The organism is Streptomyces sp. NPDC001668 (assembly GCF_042893155.1).
Lineage (GTDB): Bacteria > Actinomycetota > Actinomycetes > Streptomycetales > Streptomycetaceae > Streptomyces.
The window spans coordinates 195,233-215,935 of record NZ_JBIAUQ010000016.1; the positions used below are offsets into that span (position 1 = coordinate 195,233).

General features: G+C 72.2%; 19 protein-coding genes. 3 read left to right on the forward strand and 16 right to left on the reverse strand.

All coding sequences use genetic code 11. The annotated features are described in order from the left end of the window. Window positions 1–174 precede the first annotated feature (174 nt). Window positions 175–1,050, reverse strand: a complete 876-nt coding sequence (locus ACFYZ8_RS36620; protein ID WP_388539171.1) for an alpha/beta fold hydrolase — start codon at window positions 1,048–1,050, stop codon at window positions 175–177. A 458-nt stretch (window positions 1,051–1,508) separates the two neighbouring features. After that, window positions 1,509–2,201, reverse strand: a complete 693-nt coding sequence (locus ACFYZ8_RS36625; RefSeq protein ID WP_359032777.1) for a metal-dependent transcriptional regulator — start codon at window positions 2,199–2,201, stop codon at window positions 1,509–1,511. 206 nt (window positions 2,202–2,407) lie between these two features. On the opposite strand from ACFYZ8_RS36625, the gene ACFYZ8_RS36630 reads away from it, so the two are divergent. Next, window positions 2,408–3,184: an SIS domain-containing protein gene (locus ACFYZ8_RS36630; protein WP_359032775.1), complete on the forward strand. Its 777-nt coding sequence runs from the start codon at window positions 2,408–2,410 to the stop codon at window positions 3,182–3,184. A gap of 25 nt (window positions 3,185–3,209) precedes the next feature. Here the strand turns inward: ACFYZ8_RS36630 and ACFYZ8_RS36635 are convergent, their stop codons facing one another. The 3 genes from ACFYZ8_RS36635 to pdxH form a co-directional block, all read right to left on the reverse strand. Continuing rightward, the gene (locus tag ACFYZ8_RS36635) at window positions 3,210–4,619 is read right to left on the reverse strand and encodes a PAS domain-containing protein (protein ID WP_359032773.1); all 1,410 of its coding nucleotides are present in this window, start codon (window positions 4,617–4,619) and stop codon (window positions 3,210–3,212) included. Window positions 4,620–4,740: 121 nt separating this feature from the next. Then, window positions 4,741–5,199, reverse strand: a complete 459-nt coding sequence (locus tag ACFYZ8_RS36640; protein WP_388539167.1) for a GNAT family N-acetyltransferase — start codon at window positions 5,197–5,199, stop codon at window positions 4,741–4,743. A gap of 357 nt (window positions 5,200–5,556) precedes the next feature. Then, window positions 5,557–6,186 carry a pyridoxamine 5'-phosphate oxidase gene (gene pdxH, locus ACFYZ8_RS36645; RefSeq protein WP_388539478.1) on the reverse strand — a complete coding sequence of 210 codons (630 nt, stop codon included), beginning with the start codon at window positions 6,184–6,186 and terminating at the stop codon, window positions 5,557–5,559. A 169-nt stretch (window positions 6,187–6,355) separates the two neighbouring features. On the opposite strand from pdxH, the gene ACFYZ8_RS36650 reads away from it, so the two are divergent. Continuing rightward, window positions 6,356–7,468 carry a citrate synthase 2 gene (locus ACFYZ8_RS36650; protein ID WP_388539164.1) on the forward strand — a complete coding sequence of 371 codons (1,113 nt, stop codon included), beginning with the start codon at window positions 6,356–6,358 and terminating at the stop codon, window positions 7,466–7,468. 77 nt (window positions 7,469–7,545) lie between these two features. On the opposite strand, the gene ACFYZ8_RS36655 is transcribed toward ACFYZ8_RS36650, so the two are convergent. The 9 genes from ACFYZ8_RS36655 to ACFYZ8_RS36695 form a co-directional block, all read right to left on the reverse strand. Then, window positions 7,546–8,169: a TetR/AcrR family transcriptional regulator gene (locus tag ACFYZ8_RS36655; protein WP_388539162.1), complete on the reverse strand. Its 624-nt coding sequence runs from the start codon at window positions 8,167–8,169 to the stop codon at window positions 7,546–7,548. After that, a complete protein-coding gene (locus ACFYZ8_RS36660) occupies window positions 8,157–8,891 on the reverse strand; it encodes an enoyl-CoA hydratase family protein (protein WP_388539160.1) in 735 nt (244 codons plus the stop codon). Before ACFYZ8_RS36660 ends, ACFYZ8_RS36655 begins: the two co-directional genes overlap by 13 nt. Next, entirely contained in the window at window positions 8,888–10,456 is a 1,569-nt protein-coding gene (locus ACFYZ8_RS36665) for a 4-coumarate--CoA ligase family protein (RefSeq protein ID WP_388539157.1), read from the reverse strand. The genes ACFYZ8_RS36660 and ACFYZ8_RS36665 overlap by 4 nt, the downstream gene beginning before the upstream one ends. Window positions 10,457–10,488: 32 nt before the next feature. Then, window positions 10,489–11,619: an acyl-CoA dehydrogenase family protein gene (locus ACFYZ8_RS36670; protein ID WP_388539154.1), complete on the reverse strand. Its 1,131-nt coding sequence runs from the start codon at window positions 11,617–11,619 to the stop codon at window positions 10,489–10,491. Window positions 11,620–11,687: 68 nt separating this feature from the next. Further along, complete coding sequence (locus ACFYZ8_RS36675; RefSeq protein ID WP_388539151.1) at window positions 11,688–13,529, reverse strand: biotin carboxylase N-terminal domain-containing protein; 1,842 nt, start codon at window positions 13,527–13,529, stop codon at window positions 11,688–11,690. Window positions 13,530–13,537: 8 nt separating this feature from the next. After that, the gene (locus ACFYZ8_RS36680; protein WP_388539148.1) at window positions 13,538–15,145 is read right to left on the reverse strand and encodes an acyl-CoA carboxylase subunit beta; all 1,608 of its coding nucleotides are present in this window, start codon (window positions 15,143–15,145) and stop codon (window positions 13,538–13,540) included. Then, window positions 15,142–16,818: an acyclic terpene utilization AtuA family protein gene (locus ACFYZ8_RS36685; RefSeq protein WP_388539475.1), complete on the reverse strand. Its 1,677-nt coding sequence runs from the start codon at window positions 16,816–16,818 to the stop codon at window positions 15,142–15,144. The genes ACFYZ8_RS36680 and ACFYZ8_RS36685 overlap by 4 nt, the downstream gene beginning before the upstream one ends. A 20-nt stretch (window positions 16,819–16,838) precedes the next feature. Next, window positions 16,839–16,991, reverse strand: a complete 153-nt coding sequence (locus tag ACFYZ8_RS36690; protein ID WP_388539145.1) for a hypothetical protein — start codon at window positions 16,989–16,991, stop codon at window positions 16,839–16,841. After that, the gene (locus tag ACFYZ8_RS36695) at window positions 16,988–17,782 is read right to left on the reverse strand and encodes a TIGR03084 family metal-binding protein (protein WP_388539142.1); all 795 of its coding nucleotides are present in this window, start codon (window positions 17,780–17,782) and stop codon (window positions 16,988–16,990) included. Before ACFYZ8_RS36695 ends, ACFYZ8_RS36690 begins: the two co-directional genes overlap by 4 nt. Window positions 17,783–17,888: 106 nt before the next feature. On the opposite strand from ACFYZ8_RS36695, the gene ACFYZ8_RS36700 reads away from it, so the two are divergent. Then, entirely contained in the window at window positions 17,889–18,641 is a 753-nt protein-coding gene (locus ACFYZ8_RS36700) for a class I SAM-dependent DNA methyltransferase (protein ID WP_388539139.1), read from the forward strand. Between the two features lie 557 nt (window positions 18,642–19,198). On the opposite strand, the gene ACFYZ8_RS36705 is transcribed toward ACFYZ8_RS36700, so the two are convergent. Both ACFYZ8_RS36705 and ACFYZ8_RS36710 read right to left on the reverse strand, forming a co-directional pair. Next, window positions 19,199–20,026 (reverse strand): DMT family transporter, encoded by an 828-nt coding sequence (locus tag ACFYZ8_RS36705; protein ID WP_389050797.1) that lies wholly within the window; start codon window positions 20,024–20,026, stop codon window positions 19,199–19,201. A 195-nt stretch (window positions 20,027–20,221) separates the two neighbouring features. Then, window positions 20,222–20,683: a GNAT family N-acetyltransferase gene (locus ACFYZ8_RS36710; protein ID WP_388539137.1), complete on the reverse strand. Its 462-nt coding sequence runs from the start codon at window positions 20,681–20,683 to the stop codon at window positions 20,222–20,224. Window positions 20,684–20,703 lie beyond the last annotated feature (20 nt).

Here is a 20,703-nt window from a genome sequence, read left to right on the forward strand (position 1 = left end):
CGCAGGCCCTCAACAGACCCCGCAACCGGACACCAGGGCCCCGAACCCCCAGGGGCGCGGGACTGTGCTCGATGTGCGGCTACCGCCGCGCGGGCGCGACCAGCCCCCACCGGCCCGCAGGACACGCGACCGGGCCCCGGCCGAAGGTGGCCGTCGACGTGGACTCAGGCCGCCTCAGCCGCCCTCGCCCCCGTCGTGGCCCAAGCCGTCCAGGAACGGCTCTATGGCCGCCCGCCACGCCTCCGGCTGGTCGTAGTGGACGAGGTGGCCGGCGTCGGCGACCTCGGCGTACTCGCCGCGGGGCAGGACGCGGACCATCTCCTGGGCCTCGGCGCGGCCCAGTTCGCCGTCGAGGCCGCGGACGACCAGGGCGGGGCACCTGACCTGGGTGAGCTCCTCCCAGTGGGCGTCGTAGACCCAGGTCTCGCGGGACGACAGCATCTGCTCGGGGTCGAAGACGGGGCGCCAGCCGTCGGGGGACTCGGCCATCACCTCGGCGTAGAACTCGCCGCGCGCCGGGTTGGGGCGCTCCACCCAGGGATCGTCCTCGCCGAACCACTTGCGTACGTCGGCGAGCGTGGCGAAGGGGACGGGCCAGGCCTTGAACCAGTCGCCCCACTCCCGCTGCGAGGCGGCGCCGAGGGCGGAGGCCCGCATGTCGCAGATGATCACTCCGCGGACCAGGTCGGGCCGGCGGGCGGCGAGCTGCCAGGCGGTGAGGGCGCCCATCGCGTGGCCGATGAGGACGGTCGGCGCGAGTCCGAGCTGTTCGAGGGCGGCCTCGGCGTCCTCGACGTACGCGTCACGGGTGAAGGCGGCCCGAGGGGGTTTGTCGCTCTGGCCGTGACCGCGCTGGTCGAGCGCGACGGCCCGGTAGCGCTCGGAGAGCCAGCGGGCGGTGGACGCCCAGTGCGAGGCACGGCCCATCAGGCCGTGGAGTAACAGCACTCCGGGTGATCGTTTCTCCGGGTCCGTCTTGGGAGGGTCACCGAACTCCCAGGCCGCAAGACGTACGCCGCCCGCCCCGGTCACGTCGATACGCCGCGCCATTGGCACCCCCCTAGCTCCCCTGACCGCTGTGCCTGCCGTGCCTGCCGCTTCCTTGTCGTACATCCCTGTAGCGCACATCCCCCGCGCTCCGTCACCCCCCGGACCATCAATCTATCGAATGCGTATTCGAAAATCGGGTCCCACGCGGCAACACCCCTCGTTCGAGTGACCTCCCCCAAGGAATGATCGCCGCAGCCGAGGGGAGATCTTCAGCGGGAGGCGGACCGCTCGGGGAAATCGGTCCGAGGGGATTGACCCTGGGAGCTCGGGGCTCCGGGTCAGCACAGGGGAGGACCGGCCCCGGCACCGAGAGGTGCCGGGGCCATCCACACGTCTACGGCACATCCGCCCGCCCCCTCAGGTCATATGCCTCACGCGACAGCCTCGCACGACAAGCGTCGAAGCGCTGCGATTCCGCACGGTGAATCTCGGATCGGTGCCGCCCCCCGCACGGCCGCTCAGCGCTTGGCCACGAACACGTGCGAGGCGACGTCCGACTCCAGCTCGGCGGCCTCCCCGCCACTGCCCACCAGCACCCCGCCGGCCGACTCCGTCACGCTCACCACCGAACCGGGCTGCACACCCGCCCGGCGCAGCGTGTACATCAGCTGGGCGTCCGTCTGGATCGGCTCGCCGATACGGCGTACGACGACCGTCTTGCCGTCGAGGCCCGGGTCCAGGTCGGCCAGCGACACCATGCCCTCGTCCAGGAAGGGATGGGGGCCGTCCTTCTCGCCCAGCTCCTCGAGGCCGGGGATGGGGTTGCCGTACGGCGACTCGGTGGGGTGGCGCAGCAGCTCCAGGACCCGGCGCTCCACGGCCTCGCTCATCACGTGCTCCCAGCGACACGCCTCCGCGTGGACCTGCTCCCACTCCAGGCCGATCACGTCCACGAGCAGGCACTCCGCGAGCCGGTGCTTGCGCATCACACGGGTGGCCAGCCGCCGGCCCTCGTCCGTCAGCTCCAGGTGCCGGTCGGTGGCGACGGACACCAGTCCGTCACGCTCCATCCGCGCCACGGTCTGGCTGACGGTGGGACCGCTCTGGTCGAGCCGCTCGGCGATCCGGGCGCGCATGGGGACCACACCTTCCTCCTCCAGCTCGAGGATGGTGCGGAGATACATCTCCGTGGTGTCGATCAGTCCGGACATACGTGCCCCTTGATGAGATCTGCCGGAAGCACGACAGCTTCCCGGCGCGTGCGCTGGCCCTGGCGTCAATTCTGCCGGATGGCACTGACAAGCGTGCCGCGCCGTTGAAACCAGGCGGTTACGAGCAGGGACGCGGCCGTATTGACATCCCACTGGTCCAGACCGCACGGTGATCCGCGACACGGCGACGAAGGGTTGGACGACGCATGGGCGAGACGGGCTCCGCGAGCGCTGACGGCAAGCTGTCCGGACAGTTCCTCGATGCCGCGATCGGGCTGCTCCAGCGGGTCCGGGACGAGGAGGCCGAGGCGATCACGGCGGCCGGCGCGCTCCTCGCCGACACCGTCGCCGCCGGGGGCCGCCTCTTCGCCTTCGGCGCCGGGCACTCCTCGCTCGCCGCGCAGGACCTCGTCTACCGGGCCGGCGGTCTCGCCCTGATGAACCTGCTGACCGTGCCGGGGGTCGTGGGCGTCGACGTCATGCCGGCCACCCTGGGCTCCGCCCTGGAACGGGTCGACGGCCTCGCGAGCACGGTCCTGCGCTGCTCACCCCTCCGCGCGGGCGACGCCCTGGTGATCATCTCCCTCTCCGGCCGCAACACGCTCCCGGTGGAGATGGCGCTGACCGCGCGCTCGCTGGGCGTCAAGGTCATCGGTGTCACGTCGGTCGCGTACACCACCGCGACCAAGCCCCGCCACAGCTCGGGCACCTTCCTCAAGGACCACTGCGACGTCGTCCTCGACTCCAAGATCGCCCCGGGCGACGCGGAGCTCTCCCTGGACTCGGTCCCGGCCCCCTTCGCCCCCGCCTCCACGGTGGTGACCTCGGCGCTGCTCCAGGCGGTGATGGCGACCGCGGCGGGCGCGCTGGCGGAGCGCGGGATCGAGCCGCCGCTGCTGCGGTCGGGGAACGTGGACGGCGGACTGGAGTGGAACGAGCGGGTGTTCGAGGAGTACGGCGACCGGATCTTCTACCGCCAGTAGCCCCCCGCCCCGACCGGCAGTCGCCCTACGCCCGCCCCACCACGCCCCCCAGATCCAGCGCCGCGGCGATCCGCACGGCCACGTCCTCCGCGTACACCGCGTCGCCCCGCTCGAACTGGCCCCTCCCGGAGCCCCGCAGGAACGTCACGACGCCGAGGGTCCGGCCCCGGCTCCGCAGTACCGCGCACAGCGCGTGCACCACGTCCGAGGGCCACTGGCGGTCCTCGGCCCACGCGCGGGCCCGGTCCGCCGGCACCGCTCCCACACTCGCCCGCACGGACCCCGCCCGGTCCACGCACTGCAACGCCGGATGCCCCTCGCCGTACCGCACGGGCAGCCCGGCCGCGCCCGACGCCTGCAGACTGGGCCCGGGTGCCCCGGAGGGCGTCGCGGCGACCCGGACCAGACGGACCGGCCCGGTCTCCTCCCCGTCGGCCACCGCGCCCCCGGCCACCCGGTCGATCAGCGCGTGGTCGGCGAAGCCGGCCAGGGCGAAGTCCAGATGGACGACGGCGGCCTCGGCCGGGTCCTCGCACTCCGCGGCCGCCCGGGCCGCCCGGTGCAGCTGGTTCGCCCGGAACCGCAGCAGCGAGGCCTCCTGCTCGCTCTGCTTGGCCTCGGTGACGTCCTGGAACAGCCAGGCCACACCCAAGGGCACCGGTTCCTCCGCGAGCGGCGAGGACAGCCGTACGAACCCGCAGCGCCAGCAGCGCCGCTTCTCGCCGTCCGGTGTCCGCACCCCGACCCAGATCTCGGCCGGCGCCGGTGGCGCGCCCTCGGCCAGCACATGGGTGAGCGCGCTCTCCAGCTCCTCCACGCCCTGCGCGAGCAACTCCCCGAGGGGCCGCCCCAGCACGGACGTACGCCCGATGCCCAGGGACCTGGCGGCGTGCGCGTTGACCACGGCCGGCCGCAGATCGGCGTCGACCAGGACGACACCCCAGGAGGCGTCCTCGAACAGGGCCTCGCTCAGCGCGATCGAGCGCTCCAGGTCGATCTGGGTGTGGACCTCGCTGAAGGCGCAGTACACCCCGGCGGGCTTCCCGTCGGGCCCCCGCACGGCGGCGGACTGGGTGCGTACCAGGACCCGGCCGCCGTCCTTGGTCAGCAGCGCGAACTCGTGCACCTGCCGTCCGGGCGCCCGCATGGCGGACATCAGCCGCGCCTCGACCTCCTCGGCGTCCGCCGGCCGGACCGCCCACCCGGCGAACCCGTGCCGGCCCACGGCCTCGGCGGCGGTCCAGCCGAGGATCCGCTCGGCCTCACGGTTCCAGTGGGTGACGACGCCGTCCGCGTCGAAGGCACACAGTGCCGCGTCCATGCCGTCCAGCAGCGCGGCGAGCAGATCCGAACCGCCCGAGCCCTCCGGGCCGTCCGGCCCGGGCCCGTCGGGACCCAACTCGTCGGTGGTCCCACTACGCCGGGAAGCACTCACCTGGACCCCCTGCCGGCTGCTTCACTCACTGACAATCATTGAACTCGAACGTGACGCAGCACACACTGGGTTCCCGCAAGATTGAGGGAATCGTTGTACGCCGGAAACGACCCGGATCCCCTTACCCGGATTCCCGGGCCCGCTCCAGCCGCAGGTCGATCCACTCGTCGCCCCCGCCGTCCAGCACATACCGGTCGACCTCGACGAACCCGCGCGCCCGCGCGAACCGCGTCCCGTCCCCATTGACGGCCAGCACACATGTCTCGATCACCCGGGCGCCGAGCACGCGCGCATGATCAAGACCCTTCTCGTAGAGAGCCGTCCCGAAACCCCGTCCCCGGTAGTCGGGCAGCACGCGCGCGATGACGGTCGCCACGGCGTCGTCCCCGGCCGGCGGCCGGACGGTCGAGCAGCCCACGAGCGTGTCCCCGAGGTACGCGTTCTCCAGCCGGTACCGCCGGACGCGCGCGCGTACGTCCTCTGCGCTCAGGGCGGCCGGCGGCACGATCACGTTGTGCACGTGCCGCCACTCCTCGGCCATCTCGTCCCCTACGACGGGTTCGATCCGCAGATCAGTCATGGGCCGCACGCTAGGTGATCGTTCCGGGCACGTCCATCGCCTTCCGGGGGACCGCCGGCACCCGTCCCCCGAAAAAGGGGTTGAACCGGAGGGGGCAGTCTTTTTAGGCTGCGGGTACTTCGGAGAGGAGGTGGTTCGGCAGATGTATTCATACCGGACGGAAGAGGTGGCTGCGGGCTAGCGGCCCGTCACCCACCGAGTGCGGTGCCGGACCAGCGTGTACGTGATGCACGCAGCCGGCCAATCCAACGCAGTCACCCGACCCGCGAGCTCGCCGGTACGTCCGGCCGGCTCCCCCGCCGTGAGGCGGAGGGACCCAGAGCTCGCGGGTCGCCTGCGTTCTCGGGAGCCCGGGGCTCAGGGGCTCAGCCGCTCCACCCGCCAGCCGCCGTCCGGCTCCGCCACGTAGCGCAGGCGGTCGTGGAGGCGGTTCTCGCGGCCCTGCCAGAACTCGACCGTCTCCGGGGCCACCCGGAAGCCGCCCCAGTGCGGCGGGACCGGGACCTGTTCGCCCTCCGGGTAGCGGGCGGCCAGTTCGGCGTAGGCGGCATCGACCCGCTCCCGGGTGTCGATCACCGAGGACTGCTCGCTGGCCCAGGCCCCGAGCTGGGAGCCGTGCGGGCGGGTGCGGAAGTACGCGGCGGTCTCGTCGCGGCCGGTGCGGCGGGCGAGGCCGGTGACGATCACCTGGCGGGCCATGGGGTGCCAGGGGAAGAGCAGCGAGACGTACGGGTTCTGCGCGAGGTCCCTCGCCTTGCGGGAGCCGTAGTTCGTGTAGAAGACGAAGCCCTGTTCGTCGAACTGCTTGAGCAGGACCGTGCGGGCGCTGGGACGGCCCTCGGCGTCCGCGGTGGAGACGACCATGGCGTTCGGCTCGAAGAGGTGCGCCTCGGTGGCCGCCTGCTTGAACCAGCGCGCGAACTGCTCGACGGGCGTGGCGGCCAGGTCGGCCTCGGCGAGACCCTCCGCGCGGTACTGCCTGCGCATGGAGGCGGGGTCCGGGGAGACGGCGTGTGCTGCGTCGGTCACGCCGTCATCTTGCCGTACGGATGCCCCCTCCACGGAAGGTGGCACTGAGTGCCGCTTACTCTCCCCAAAGGTGGCACTCGGGGATATCGTGGCGTCATCCGTCGTACACATCATGAGGAGCCGCCTGATGTCCGACCTCGACCCCGGATTTGTTCCTGGCCTCGAAGGTGTCGTCGCCTTCGAGACGGAGATCGCCGAACCGGACAAGGAGGGCGGCGCGCTGCGGTACCGGGGCGTCGACATCGAGGACCTGGTCGGCCATGTCTCGTTCGGCAACGTGTGGGGGCTGCTGGTCGACGGCGCCTTCAATCCCGGTCTGCCGCCCGCCGAGCCGTTCCCGATCCCGGTGCACTCCGGGGACATCCGCGTGGACGTCCAGTCGGCGCTCGCCATGCTCGCCCCGGTGTGGGGGCTGAAACCGCTGCTCGACATCGATGCCGAACAGGCGCGTGCCGACCTCGCCCGGGCCGCGGTGATGGCCCTGTCCTACGTCGCCCAGTCCGCGCGCGGACAGGGGCTGCCGATGGTGCCGCAGCGGGAGATCGACAAGGCGCAGTCCGTCGTCGAGCGGTTCATGATCCGCTGGCGCGGGGAGCCGGACCCCAAGCACGTGGCCGCCGTGGACGCGTACTGGACGTCGGCGGCGGAGCACGGGATGAACGCGTCGACGTTCACCGCGCGCGTGATCGCCTCCACCGGCGCGGACGTCGCCGCCGCGCTCTCCGGGGCCGTGGGTGCCATGTCCGGGCCGCTGCACGGCGGTGCGCCCTCGCGCGTGCTCGGGATGATCGAGGAGATCGAGCGGACCGGCGACGCCGAGGCCTACGTCAGGCAGGCGCTGGACCGGGGTGAGCGGCTGATGGGGTTCGGGCACCGGGTGTACCGGGCCGAGGACCCACGCGCGCGCGTGCTGCGCCGTACGGCACGGGAGCTGGGGGCACCGCGGTTCGAGATCGCGGAGGCGCTGGAGAAGGCCGCGCTGGCGGAGCTGCACGCGCGGCGGCCGGACCGGGTGCTCGCCACGAACGTGGAGTTCTGGGCGGCGATCGTGCTCGACTTCGCGGAGGTGCCGGCGCACATGTTCACGTCGATGTTCACGTGCGCGCGTACGGCGGGGTGGTCGGCGCACATTCTGGAGCAGAAGCGGACGGGGCGGTTGGTGCGGCCTTCTGCGCGGTATGTGGGGCCGGGCTCCAGGAATCCACAGGAGATCGAGGGGTACTGGAGCATCGCCCACTGAGGGGGGTGCTTGAGGAGCGTGGGCGACTGCGGGTGATCGGTGGCTTGTCGCGCAGTTCCCCGCGCCCCTGAAAAGACCTACAGCAGGGTCTCGTTCAGTAGTGCTGTCCACTGAGCCACCACTCTGTCCCGGCGGGCCTTGTCGTCCGTGAGCAGGTTGGCGAGGCCCAAGCCTCTCGCCATGTCCAGGAGGCCCTGGACGGTCTCACGGACGCCCGGCTTCGACTCGTCCGCGCCCAGGAGATCCACGGCGATCCGGTGCGTCTCCCGGCCCACCCGCGCCTCCAACTCGGTCACCCTGGGGCGCAGTTGCGCCTCGTTGGAGGCGGCGACCCAGAGGTGGAGGGCGGCGCGGAACAGGGGGCCGGTGTAGAGGTCGACGAGGGCCGAGATCACCGCGCGGCGGTCTTCGGCCGCGCCTTGCGGGAACAGGGCGCGCAGGGCCGTGGAGCGTTCCTCCGCCACGTACTCGACCGCCGCCGTGAACAGGTCCTCCCGGGTCGGGAAGTGGTGCTGGGCGGCGCCCCGGGAGACGCCGGCGCGTTCGGCGACGACGGTGACCGTCGAGCCGGCCCAGCCGTGTTCGGCGAGGCAGGCCACGGCGGCTTCGAGGAGACGCTGCCGGGTGGCCCGGCTGCGGTCCTGCTTGGGCACGCGGTCGGCGCGGTCGCCGCGGTCGGCGATCGTGGTCACACCACCCATGAGGGATCCCGTCGTTCAAGGAAAGCTGTCATGCCCTCACGGGCGGGCGGGGAGGCGAACAACCGGGCCGAGAGCGCGGTCAGGTCGGCCGCGTCCCGGTCGAAGGTCTCCAGCACCCTAGCCGTGAGCAGCCGTTTCGTCTCGGCCAGGGCCTCGGGGGCGGCCCGGCGCAGACCGTCGAGGACCGGTTCGAGTACGGCGTCCACGTCGTCGCCCGCCGCGGTCACCAGGCCGATACGGGCGGCCTCGGCCGCGTCGAAGCGCTCGCCGGTGAGGTAGTGGCGGGCGAGGGCGCGGGGGTCGGTGCGGGGCAGCAGGGTCAGCGAGATGACCGCGGGGGCCAGCCCGATCCGGACCTCCGTGAAGGCGAACGTCGACTCCGTGGACGCGGCCGCGATGTCGCAGGCGGCGAGGAGGCCCAGACCGCCCGCGCGGACGTGGCCGGTGACGCGGGCGACGACCGGTTTGGCGAGCTCCACGATCTGCCGCAGGAGTCCGACCAGGGCGGCCGGGTCCGGCGGGTCCTTCAGGTCGGCGCCGGCCGAGAAGGTGTTGCCGGTGTGGGCGAGGACGATCGCGCGGACGTCCGGTTCCTTCGCGCAGTCCGTCAGCGCGGCGGCCAACTCCCCCACCAGGGCCGCCGACAGGGCGTTGCGGTTGTGCGGGGAGTCCAGGGTGAGGGTCTCGACGCCCCGCGCGCGGGTACGGGCGATCAGTGTCATGTGCGCTCCCTGAGCTGCCGTCGGAGGATCTTGCCGGAGGCGGCCCGGGGCACCTGGTCGATGAAGGTGACCTGGCGGACCCGTTTGTAGGGGGCGACGCGTTCGGCGACGTACATCATGACCTCGCTCTCGGAGAGCCCGGGGGCGCCGGGCCCGCGGACGACGAAGGCGTGCGGGACCTCGTTGCCCTGGTCGTTGCAGACGCCGATGACGGCCGCGTCGGCGATGCCGGGGTGGGTGAGCAGCAGGGCCTCCAGTTCGGCGGGGGCCACCTGGAAGCCCTTGTACTTGATGAGCTCCTTGACCCGGTCGACGACGAACAGCCAGCCGTCGGCGTCGGCATGGCCGACGTCCCCGGTGTGCAGCCAGCCGTCGGCGTCGATCATCGCGGCGGTGTCGTCGGGGCGGTTCAGGTACCCCTTCATGACCTGCGGGCCGCGGATGAGGATCTCGCCGGGTTCTCCGATGTCGAGGTCCTTGGCGGGGTCGTCGAGGGAGACGATCCGCATCTCGGTGCCGGCGATGAGCTTGCCGACGGTCCCGGGCGGTGCCTCGCGCATGGCGGTCAGGGGGACGACGTGGGTGCCGGGCGAGAGCTCCGTCATGCCGTACGCCTGGCCGACGGGCGGGAGGCCGAGCCGGGCCGAACAGGCGGCGGCGAGGCGGGCGTCCAGCGGGGCGGCGGCGCTGACGACGTAGCGCAGGGACGAGAGGTCGTACTGCTCGACCAGCGGGTGCTTGGCGAGGGCGAGGACGATCGGCGGGGCGACGTACAGGCCGGTGATGCGGTGGTTCTGGATGGCCGCGAGGAAGGTCTCCAGGTCGAAGCGGGGCAGGACGACGACGCTCGCGCCGACGCGCAGGGGCGCGTTCATGAGGGCGGTGAGGCCGTAGATGTGAAAAAAGGGGAGAACTGCCAGGATGCGGTCCCCGGGGCCCGCCGGCATCAGCGGCTGGAGCTGGGCGAGGTTGGTGGCGATCTGCCGGTGGGTGAGCATCACGCCCTTGGGAGTGCCGGTGGTGCCCGAGGAGTACGGCAGTACCGCCACGTCCTCGGCCGGGTCGATGGCAGTCTGCGGCTCGGGGGCTGTCGAGGCGAGCATGTCCATCAGGGAGCGGTGGCCGGGTGCGCTGTCGCAGACGAAGATCTCCCGTACCCCGCCCGCGAGTTCGGCGGCCCGGCGTGCCGTCTCCAGCAGCGGGGAGACGGTGACGATCCAGCGGGCGGCGCAGTCGATCAGCTGCTTGGCGAACTCCTCCGGCGTGGACAGCGGGTGCACGGTCGTGACGGAGGCACCCGCGCGCGTGGCGCCGTAGAACGCGGTCGGGAAGGCGATGGTGTTGGGGCTGTGCAGCGCGAGCACGTCCCCCTTGGTGACCCCCGCCTCCGCGAGACCCGCGGCGACCCGGCGGTGGAACCGGTCGAGTTGGGCGTACGAGAGGATGCTGCCGTCGGTGCCGGAGATCAGGGCGGGTGCGTCACCGAACTCGGCGGCGCGCGCCAACACCGCCTCGTGAATGGGGAGTTCGACGGGCCGGACGTCTGCGTACTCGCTGCGGAACACGGTTCCTCCAAGACGGCCTGATTCCAGGGCGGCTAGTACGACTTGGGCAGGCCCAGGGTCTGGTGGGAGACGTAGTTGAGAATCATCTCCCGGCTGACCGGTGCGATACGAGCCACGCGCGCGGCCGTTATCAGCGAGGCGATCCCGAACTCGCGGGTGAGGCCGTTGCCGCCGAGGGTGTGGACCGCCTGGTCGACGGCCTTCACACAGGCCTCCCCCGCGGCGTACTTGGCCATGTTGGCGGCCTCTCCCGCGGCCACGTCGTCGCCCGCGTCGTAGAGGTGGGCGGCCTTCTGCATCATCAGGCGGGCCAGTTCGAGCTCGATGTGCGCCTGCGCGAGGGGGTGGGCGATGGCCTGGTGCGCGCCGATGGGGGTGTTCCAGACCGTGCGGTCCTTGGCGTAGGCGATCGCCCGGGAGAGGGCGTAACGGCCCATCCCGATCGCGAAGGCGGCCGTCATGATGCGCTCGGGGTTGAGGCCGGCGAAGAGTTGCAGGAGGCCCGCGTCCTCGTCTCCCACGAGGGCTTCGGCGGGGAGGCGTACGTCGTCGAGGGTGAGCTCGAACTGCTTCTCCGGGGCGTCCAGTTCCATCTCGATCCGGCGCCTGCCGAAGCCCGGGGCGTCCCGCGGGACGATGAACAGACAGGGCTTGAGGCGGCCGGTCCGGGAGTCCTCCGTGCGGCCGACTATGAGGGTGGCGTCGGCTATGTCGACGCCGGAGACGAAGACCTTGCGGCCGGTCAGCAGCCAGTCGGCGCCGTCGCGGCGGGCCGTGGTGGTGATGCGGTGGCTGTTGGAGCCGGCGTCCGGTTCCGTGATGCCGAAGGCCATGGTGCGGGTGCCGTCGGCCAGCGCCGGGAGCCATTCCTGCTTCTGGTCCTCTGTGCCGAAGCGGGCGATCACTGTTCCGCAGATCGCCGGGGAGACGATCATCATGAGGAGGGGGGCGCCGGCTGCGCCGAGTTCTTCCAGGACTATGGAGAGTTCGGCTATTCCGCCGCCCCCGCCTCCGTACTCCTCGGGGAGGTTGACGCCCAGGTAGCCGAGTTTGGCTGCCTCGGACCACAGGGCTGCTCTGTCGTAGTCGCGGCCGTGGCGTTTGCCCAGGGCGGCTACGGCTGTTCGGAGGGCTTTGTGCTCGTCGGTTTCGATCGTGGACATGTGGCTCCTTCGTTGTGGCTGGTCGCGCCCGCGCGGCGGTAGCCGCACATTGATGCAGCCCCGCGCCCCTAGGTGGGCTCGACTACCGCCAGTAGAGAGCCGACCGTCACTTGTTGGCCGGGCACCACATTGAGTGCGGCCAGCGTGCCTTTCACAGGTGCCGTGATCTTGTGTTCCATCTTCATCGCCTCCAGCCATAGGAGGAGCTGGCCCGCTTCCACCGCGGATCCTTCCGTGAGGCCGTCCGCGATCCGTACGACCGTGCCCGGCATAGGGGCCAGCAACGAGCCCGGCGCGTGCTGGGCCATGGGGTCGGGGAAGCGGGGCAGGGACTTCAGGGCCACGCCACCGACGTAGACCTGGTCCCGGTACCTCGCGACCTCGAACTTACGTCGCACGCCGTCGACTTCGAGCACGACTCCGCCCGCGTCGGCCTGCAGCACCCTCACCCCGTCCGCCTCCAGGCCCTGCCTCGTGTGGCGGTAGTGGACCTCGTGCTCCTCGCCGGCCATCTCGTAGCGCTTGGTCTGCGGGGTGGAGGGGAGGTTGCGGAAGCCGCCGAAGCGGGAGCGGCCTACCGCGTCCGTGAGGGCGGCCGCCAGGGGGGCCAGCAAGTCCGGGGTGTGCTCGGTGAGTTCGGGCAGGTGGCGGTCGTAGAAGCCCGTGTCCATGCGGGCGGTGGTGAACTCCTTGTGGCGCAGGGAGTTCACCAGCAGGTCCCGGTTCGTGGTCGGGCCGTGGATCGTCGCCCTCTCCAGGGCGCCGGCCAGTTTGCGGATCGCCTCCGCGCGGGTGGGGGCGTGGGCGACGACCTTCGCGAGCATCGGGTCGTAGTGGACGGGGATCGGGTCGCCGTCCTCGTACCCCGTGTCCAGGCGGACCGCGGGTGAGAGGGACAGGCGGTGCAGGGTGCCGGTCTGCGGGGTCCAGTCCCGTGCGGGGTCCTCGGCGTAGAGGCGGGCTTCGACGGCGTGGCCACGCGCGCGTGGCGGCTCTTCGGGCAGCGCGGACCCTTCCGCGATCCGGATCTGTTCCGCCACCAGGTCGATGCCGAACACCGCCTCCGTGACCGGGTGTTCCACCTGGAGGCGGGTGTTCATCTCCAGGAAGTGGGCCTTGGTGCCGGAGACCAGGAACTCGACCGTGCCCGCGCCCACGTAGTCCACCGCGCGCGCCGCCCGTACGGCCAGTTCGTGCAGTTCCTCGGTGAGGTGCTCCGGGAGTCCGGGGGCCGGCGCCTCCTCGATGACCTTCTGGTGGCGGCGCTGGAGGGAGCAGTCGCGGGTGCCGAGGGCCCGGACCGTGCCGTGGGTGTCGGCGAGGATCTGCACCTCGACATGGCGGCCGTCCTCGACGTACGGCTCGACGAACACCTCGCCGTCGCCGAAGGCACTCGCGGCCTCGGCGCGGGCGCTCTCCAGGGCGGCCGTCAGGTCTTCCAGACGGCGCACGATCCGCATGCCACGGCCTCCGCCGCCCGCGGCCGCCTTCACCAGCACCGGCAGGTCGGCCGGCGTCACGTCCCCCAGGGGCGCCAGCCCCATCAGCTGCTTCGCGCGGGTCTTGGACGCCATCGCCTCGATCGCGGACGGGGGCGGTCCGATCCAGACCAGGCCCGCGTCCAGGACGGCCCTCGCGAAGTCGGCGTTCTCGGAGAGGAAGCCGTAGCCGGGATGGACGGCGTCGGCGCCGGACGCGAGCGCCGCCTTCACGATCAGGTCGGCGCGCAGATAGGTGTCGGCGGGGGCCGCCCCGGGGAGTCGTACGGCCGTGTCCGCCACGCGCGTGTGCAGGGCGTTCGCGTCCGGGTCCGAGTGCACGGCGACCGTCCGGATGCCCAGCTCACGGCAGGTGCGGAAGATCCGGCAGGCGATCTCGCCCCGGTTGGCCACAAGGAGTGCTGAAATCACTGGGTCCCTCACATCCGGAAGACGCCGAAACCGCCGCGGGCGCCCTCGTAGGGCGCGGTGTGGATCGCGGACAGGCACATGCCGAGGACCGTCCGGGTGTCGCGGGGGTCGATGACGCCGTCGTCGTAGAGCCGCCCGGACAGGAACATGGGCAGCGACTCGGACTCGATCTGCTGCTCCACCATGGCGCGCAGGGCGGCGTCGCCCTCCTCGTCGTACGGCAGTCCCTTCGCGGTGGCCGACTGGCGGGCGACGATGGAGAGCACGCCGGCGAGCTGCTGGGGGCCCATGACGGCCGACTTGGCGCTGGGCCAGGCGAAGAGGAAGCGGGGGTCGTAGGCGCGGCCGCACATGCCGTAGTGGCCCGCGCCGTACGAGGCGCCCATCAGGACGGACAGGTGCGGGACCTTCGAGTTGCTCACCGCGTTGATCATCATCGCGCCGTGCTTGATGATGCCGCCCTGCTCGTACTCCCTGCCGACCATGTAGCCGGTGGTGTTGTGCAGGAAGAGCAGCGGGATGTCGCGCTGGTTGGCCAGCTGGATGAACTGGGCGGCCTTCTGGGACTCCTCGGAGAACAGGACGCCCTGGGCGTTGGCCAGCACCCCGACCGGATAGCCGTGGAGGGCCGCCCACCCGGTGACCAGGCTGCTGCCGTACAGCGGCTTGAACTCGTCGAAGTCGGAGGCGTCGACGATCCGGGCGATCACCTCGCGGGGGTCGAACGGCACCTTCAGGTCGCCCGGGACGATGCCCAGCAGCTCGTCGGCGTCGTACTTCGGCGGCTCGGCGGGGCCCGGATCGCCGTACGCCTTGCGGTGGTTGAGGCGGGCGACGACCCTGCGGGCCTGCCGGAGCGCGTCCTGCTCGTCCACGGCGAAGTGGTCCGCGAGGCCCGACACGCGCGCGTGCATCTCGGCACCGCCGAGGGACTCGTCGTCGCTCTCCTCGCCGGTGGCCATCTTGACGAGGGGCGGGCCGCCGAGGAACACCTTGGCCCGCTCCTTGACCATGATCACGTGGTCCGACATGCCGGGAACGTAGGCGCCGCCCGCGGTGGAGTTGCCGAAGACGACGGCGACGGTGGGGATTCCGGCCGCCGACAGGCGCGTCAGGTCGCGGAAGACGGCCCCTCCGGGGATGAAGATCTCCTTCTGCGAAGGGAGATCGGCGCCGCCGGACTCCACCAGGCTGACGCAGGGCAGCCGGTTGGCGAGGGCGATGTCGTTGGCGCGCAGGGCCTTCTTCAGCGACCACGGGTTGCTCGCGCCGCCGCGCACGGTGGGGTCGTTGGCGGTGATCAGGCACTCCACGCCCTCCACCACCCCGATCCCGGTGACGAGGGAGGCGCCGACTGCGTACTCGGGGGAGGCACTGCCCCAGGCGGCCAGCGGGGACAGTTCCAGGAAGGGCGTGTCGGGGTCGAGGAGCAGTTCGATGCGTTCGCGGGCGAGCAACTTGCCGCGCTTCCGGTGGCGTTGCACGTACTTCTCGCCGCCGCCCGCGAGAGCCTTGGCGTGTTCGGCGGTCAGCTCGTCCAGCTTCGCGAGCATGCTCTCGCGGTTCGTCCGGTACTCGGGGCTCTTCGGGTCCAGGGCGGTCGGCAGAACGGTCACAGGAGGGACTCCGGGATCTCCAGGTGGCGGGAGCGCAGCCATTCGCCGAGGGCCTTGGCCTGCGGGTCGAAGCGGTGCTGGGCGGCGACGCCCTCGCCGAGGATGCCCTCGACGACGAAGTTCAGGGCGCGGAGGTTGGGCAGGTCGTGGCGGGTGACCTTCAACTCTGCGGTCTCCGGGAGGAGTTCGCGCAGGCGGTCGACGGTGAGGGTGTGGGCGAGCCATCGCCGGGCCTCGTCCGTGCGGGCCCAGACGCCGATGTTGGCGTTGCCGCCCTTGTCGCCGCTGCGGGCGCCCGCGATCAGGCCGAGGGGGGCGCGGCGGGTGGGGCCTTCCGGTTGCGGCTCGGGAAGGGGTGGGGCCGGTGGATCGTCGGGTACGGCGGTCTCCTGGGCCGGTTCCACAGGGATCCGTCGCCCATCGTGGAGGACTGCCACATGGTCCACGGCTCCATGGGGGACGTACACATCCTCGAAAACCCCATAGGGGGAGCCCTTCCCGGGTGGTGCCAGCACATGGAACCCGGGGTAGCTCGCGAGAGCCAGTTCTACGGCGGCCCCGCTGAGCGCCTTCCCGACGACCTCCTGGTCCGAGTCACGGACGACGAGCCGCAGCATCGCGCTCGCCGTCTCCTCCGTCTCGGCGTCGGGGCGGTCGGTGCGGACCAGGTCCCAGCGGGTGTGGGCGACCTTGGTGAGCGTGGGTGCCATCTGCTCGCGCACCAGCGCGGCCTTGGCCTCGATGTCCAGGCCGGTGAGGACGAAGGTGACCTCGTTGCGGAACCCGCCCAGCCGGTTGAGGCCGACCTTGAGGGTGGGCGGCGGGGCCTCGCCGCGGGTGCCGGAGATCCGGACGCGGTCGGGGCCCTCCTGGGTGAGCCGGACCGTGTCGAGGCGGGCGGTGACGTCGGGGCCCGCGTACCGGGCGCCCTGGGTCTCGTAGAGCAGCTGGGCCGTCACCGTGCCGACGTCCACGAAGCCGCCGGTGCCGGGGTGCTTGGTGATGACGGCGGTGCCGTCCTCGTGGAGCTCGGCGAGGGGGAAGCCGGGCCTTCTCAGATCGTGCTCGCCGTCGGCGAAGAAGGCGTAGTTGCCGCCGGTCGCCTGGGTTCCGCACTCCAGGACGTGCCCGGCGACCACGGCCCCCGCCAGGCGGTCGTGGTCGGTCGGCGACCAGCCGAAGTGGGCGGCGGCGGGCCCGGTGACGAGAGCCGCGTCCGTCACCCTTCCCGTGACCACGACGTCCGCGCCCTCCCTCAGACAGGCCGCGATGCCGAAGCCGCCGAGGTAGGCGTGGGCGGCGAGGGCGTCGGGGTGCTCCCGGGTCAGGTCGTCGCCCTCGACGTGCGCGACCCGGACCGGCAGTCCGAGGCGGTCCGCCAATTCCCTTGTCCGGTCGGCGAGTCCGGCCGGATTGAGGCCGCCCGCGTTGGCGACGATCCGGACGCCCCGGTCGTGCGCGAGGCCGAGGCATTCCTCGAGTTGGCGCAGGAAGGTGCGGGCGTATCCGGCCCCGGGGTCCTTCAGCCGGTCCCTTCCCAGGATGAGCATGGTCAGCTCGGCGAGGTAGTCGCCGGTGAGGACGTCGAGTTCGCCTCCGGTGAGCATCTCGCGAAGGGCGTCGAAACGGTCGCCGTAGAAGCCGGAGGCGTTGCCTATGCGGAGGGGGGTCACTGGGCCGCTGCGGAGAGGGGTCACTCGACGGCCCCCTTGGGCGCCCGCCCCGCGCCGGGCGGACCCGCGAAGGCCTGGGCGGCAGCGAGCCACCGGTCGGCGTCCGCGCCCTCGGCCCCCGGGGAGGGACGGTCGCCATGAAAGACGCACACGCTGCCCACCCGCAGGCTCATCCCGCCGCCCCCTTCGCCGCCCGCCCCGCGCCGGGCGGACCCGCGAAGGCCTGGGCGATGTCGAGCCACCGGTCGGCGTCCTCCCCCACGGCGGTCAGGGCGAGGTCGGCGCGGTGGGCGCGCTGGGTGACCAGGAGGCAGAAGTCGAGGGCGGGGCCGGTGACGCGGTCGGCGGCGTCCTCCGGGCCGTGGCTCCACAACTCGCCCGAAGGTGCGGTGAGTTCGATGCGGAACTGCTCGAAGGGCGGGGTCAGTCCGTGGACCCCGAAGGCGAAGTCACGGGTGCGGACGCCGAGGCGGACGATGTGCCGGATCCGGTCGGTCGCCGCTCGGGTCACCCCCAGCGCGTCCGCCACGTCCAGGCCGTGGGCCCAGGTCTCCATGAGGCGGGCGGTGGCCATGGAGGCGGTCGACATGGGCGGGCCGTACCAGGGGAAACGGGACCCCTCGGGTGCCGCGCGCAGAGCCTCCGCCAGGTCCTCGCGTCCCGCCCGCCAGTAGGCGAGCAGCCGCGCCGGAGGCTTGCGGGCGCCCTCCTCCGCGCCCTCGTCCACGAAGTCCCCGGGGGCGGCCAGTGCCTTCTCGACCTCGCGGGAGAAGGCCTTCTGGTCGGTGACGGCGAGCAGGGAGGAGTGGTCGGTCCAGGCGAGGTGGGCGATCTGGTGGGCGACGGTCCAGCCGGGGGCGGGGGTCGGCAGCGACCACTGCTCCTGGCTCAACTCGGCTACCAGCAGGTCGAGTTCCTCGCTCTCCGCACACAGGTCGTCGATGACGGGCGTGGGGTCTGCCATGGGGTGAGGATGTCAGCGACCACAAAAACAAGCAAGCGTGCTTGCATTAATTCACGGCGTGGATATTCGGAGGCACTCGTCCTCTCCCCCGCAGTACGGTCCCCCGGTGATCGATGACGACGGTTACTTCGGAGAGGCCGTCGCGGCGACGTACGACGAGTCGTCGGCGGCGATGTTCGCGCCCGAGGCGGTCGAGCCGGCCGTGGAGGTGCTGGCGGGGCTGGCGGGACCGCCCGGAGAGGGGCGGGCCCTGGAACTGGGCGTCGGCACCGGGCGGATCGCGTTGCCGCTGGCCGGGCGCGGGGTCGAGGTGCACGGCATCGAGTTGTCCCGGGCGATGGCGGACCGGCTGCGGACCAAGCCCGGCGGCGAGGCGGTCGGGGTGACGATCGGGGACTTCGCGACGGCCCGTGCGCCCGGCACCTTCTCGGTCGCCTACCTCGTCTTCAACACGATCATGAACCTGACGACACAGGACGCCCAGGTGGACTGCTTCCGCAATGTCGCCGACCATCTGGAGCCGGGTGGGACCTTCGTCGTCGAGGTCATGGTCCCCCAGCTGCGCAAGCTCCCGCCCGGGCAGAACGCCGTGCCCTTCCACGTCGGCGAGCACCGCCTCGGCTTCGACACCTACGACGTGGCCACCCAGGCGATGGCCTCCCACCACGTCCGCGTCACGGAGGACGGACAGGGCTCGTTCCGGTCCATCCCCTTCCGCTACGTCTGGCCCGCCGAACTCGACCTGATGGCCCGACTGGCCGGCCTGCGACTGCGGGACCGGTGGGAGGACTGGGGGCGGCGGCCCTTCATGGGTGACAGCGAGCAGCATGTGTCCGTGTGGGAGAAGGTGGGGGGCTGAGGGACGGGGGGCAGGCTTCGCGGGCTGTGGGTCGCGGCGGTCGGCGGTCGGCGGTCGGCGGTCGGCGGTCGGCGGTCGGCGGTCGGCGGTCGGCGGTCGGCGGTCGGCGGTCGGCGGGGCGATTGGGGCCTGCGGTCGGCGGCTGCAACGGGCGCCTACGGGGGAGGCCCGCGACTGACACCAGCCACCGGCGGTCGAGACTGACTCCCCTCCGAGGCCGGCGGACCACGCCGCACCGCGCTGCGCCCGTTCCCGGTGGTTCCCCTCGACGCCTCGCTCTTCGACCTCTGCTCGGCCGGCGCCCAGGCCGGCGGGCAGGGCCCGTACGGCTCGCTCCGGTCTCACGGAGTAGTAGCTCTCCCCCGCTCCACCTGCGCCGGGACCGCTCAGCCGGCTGACGCCGACGCCCCCGCACACAAACCCGCCCGCACGGCACATGCGTCGCCCCGCCCGGGGCTCACGCGGCCCTCCCGCACCTCACCCACGGCCGCCCTCACGCTGCCGCCGGCACCCCGCCCGAGCCCGACCACGCGCCCGGCGCCCCGCATGTCCCCCGCTCAAGGAGTAGTGGCTCTGCCCCGCCCCACCTGCGTCCGCACCGCCCCCATGCTCGCCGCGATCACGAGTGCGACGGCGAGTGCCTGGAGCGGGGACAGGGCCTGGTCGAGGATGAGGAAGCCCGCGAGGGCGGCCAGGGCCGGCTCCAGGCTCATGAGGATCGCGAAGGTGGAGGCGGGCAGGGTGCGCAGGGCGAGGAGTTCGAGGGTGTAGGGCAGGACGGAGGACATCACGGCCACCGCCGCGCCCAGGCCCACGGTCACCGGGTCGAGGAGCCTGGTGCCGGACTCCGCGATGCCGAGCGGCAGGAAGGCCAGCGCGCCGATCGCCATGGCCAGGGCGAGGCCGTCGGCCTGCGGGAAGCGGCGGCCGGTGCGGGCGCTGAAGACGATGTACGCCGCCCACATGGCACCCGCGCCCAGCGCGAAGGCGACGCCGGCGGGGTCCAGGTCGCCGAAGTCGCCGCCGCCGAGGAGGAAGACGCCGGCGAGCGCGAGCGCGGCCCAGACGGTGTTGACCGCGCGGCGGGAGGCGAGGACGGAGAGGGCGAGGGGGCCGAGGAACTCCAGGGTCACGGCGGCGCCGAGGGAGATGCGGTCGACGGCCTGGTAGAAGAGGCCGTTCATCGCGGCCAGGGTGAGGCCGAAGACGACGACCGTGCCCCAGTCGGTACGGGAGTGTCCGCGCAGTCGGGGCCGGCAGAGGGCGAGGAGGACGAGCGCGGCCGCGAGCAGCCGCAGGGTCACGACGCCGAGGGCGCCCGCCCTCGGCATCAGTGTCACGGCGAGCGCCGCACCGAACTGCACGGAGACGCCCCCGGCGAGCACCAGGCCGACGGGCCCGAGGGAGCCGGAGCGGCGGGGCCCGGGTGAGGGCGTGGTCGCGACCGAGGTCGGGGCAGCTGGAGGTGGTCACGGGGCTTCCAGGGGTCGACTCGGGGTTCGTCCATCATGCTGCACTACTGAGTTCACGATAGTGGACCGAGTCAGGTGCGTAAACCCGTTATACGGCTGTCCCAACCACTACCCCCGCGGCCTGCGCACCATGAAGACGTCCACCGCGTCCTCGCTCTCCACGGTGAACCCGTGCCGCTCGTACAGCCGTCGGGCCGCACTGCCCTGGAGGACGTTCAGGCGGACGAGTCGGCCGTCGGTGTCGGTGCGGTGCAGCAGAGTGCGCAGGACGGCCCCGCCCAGGCCGCGGCCCTGGAGTCGCGGGTCGACGAAGAAGTGCTCCAGCCAGTGCGCGTCCGCGGCGGGGCGCAGGGCGACACAGCCCGCGAACCGGCCCTCGGTCAGGATGACCGACATGTGCCGCGCGACGAAGGCGTCGCGGAACCGCTGCCGTACCCGGTGCTCGTCGAACCGCCCCAGCCGTTCCAGGTCGGGGCGCATCACCACGGCCCGCAGCTCGGCTATCGGCTCGACGTCGGCGGGGTGCGCGGGACGCAGGGTCCAGTCGGTGACAGGCGTACTCGTTTCCACGGCGGGAGTATCGCAACGGC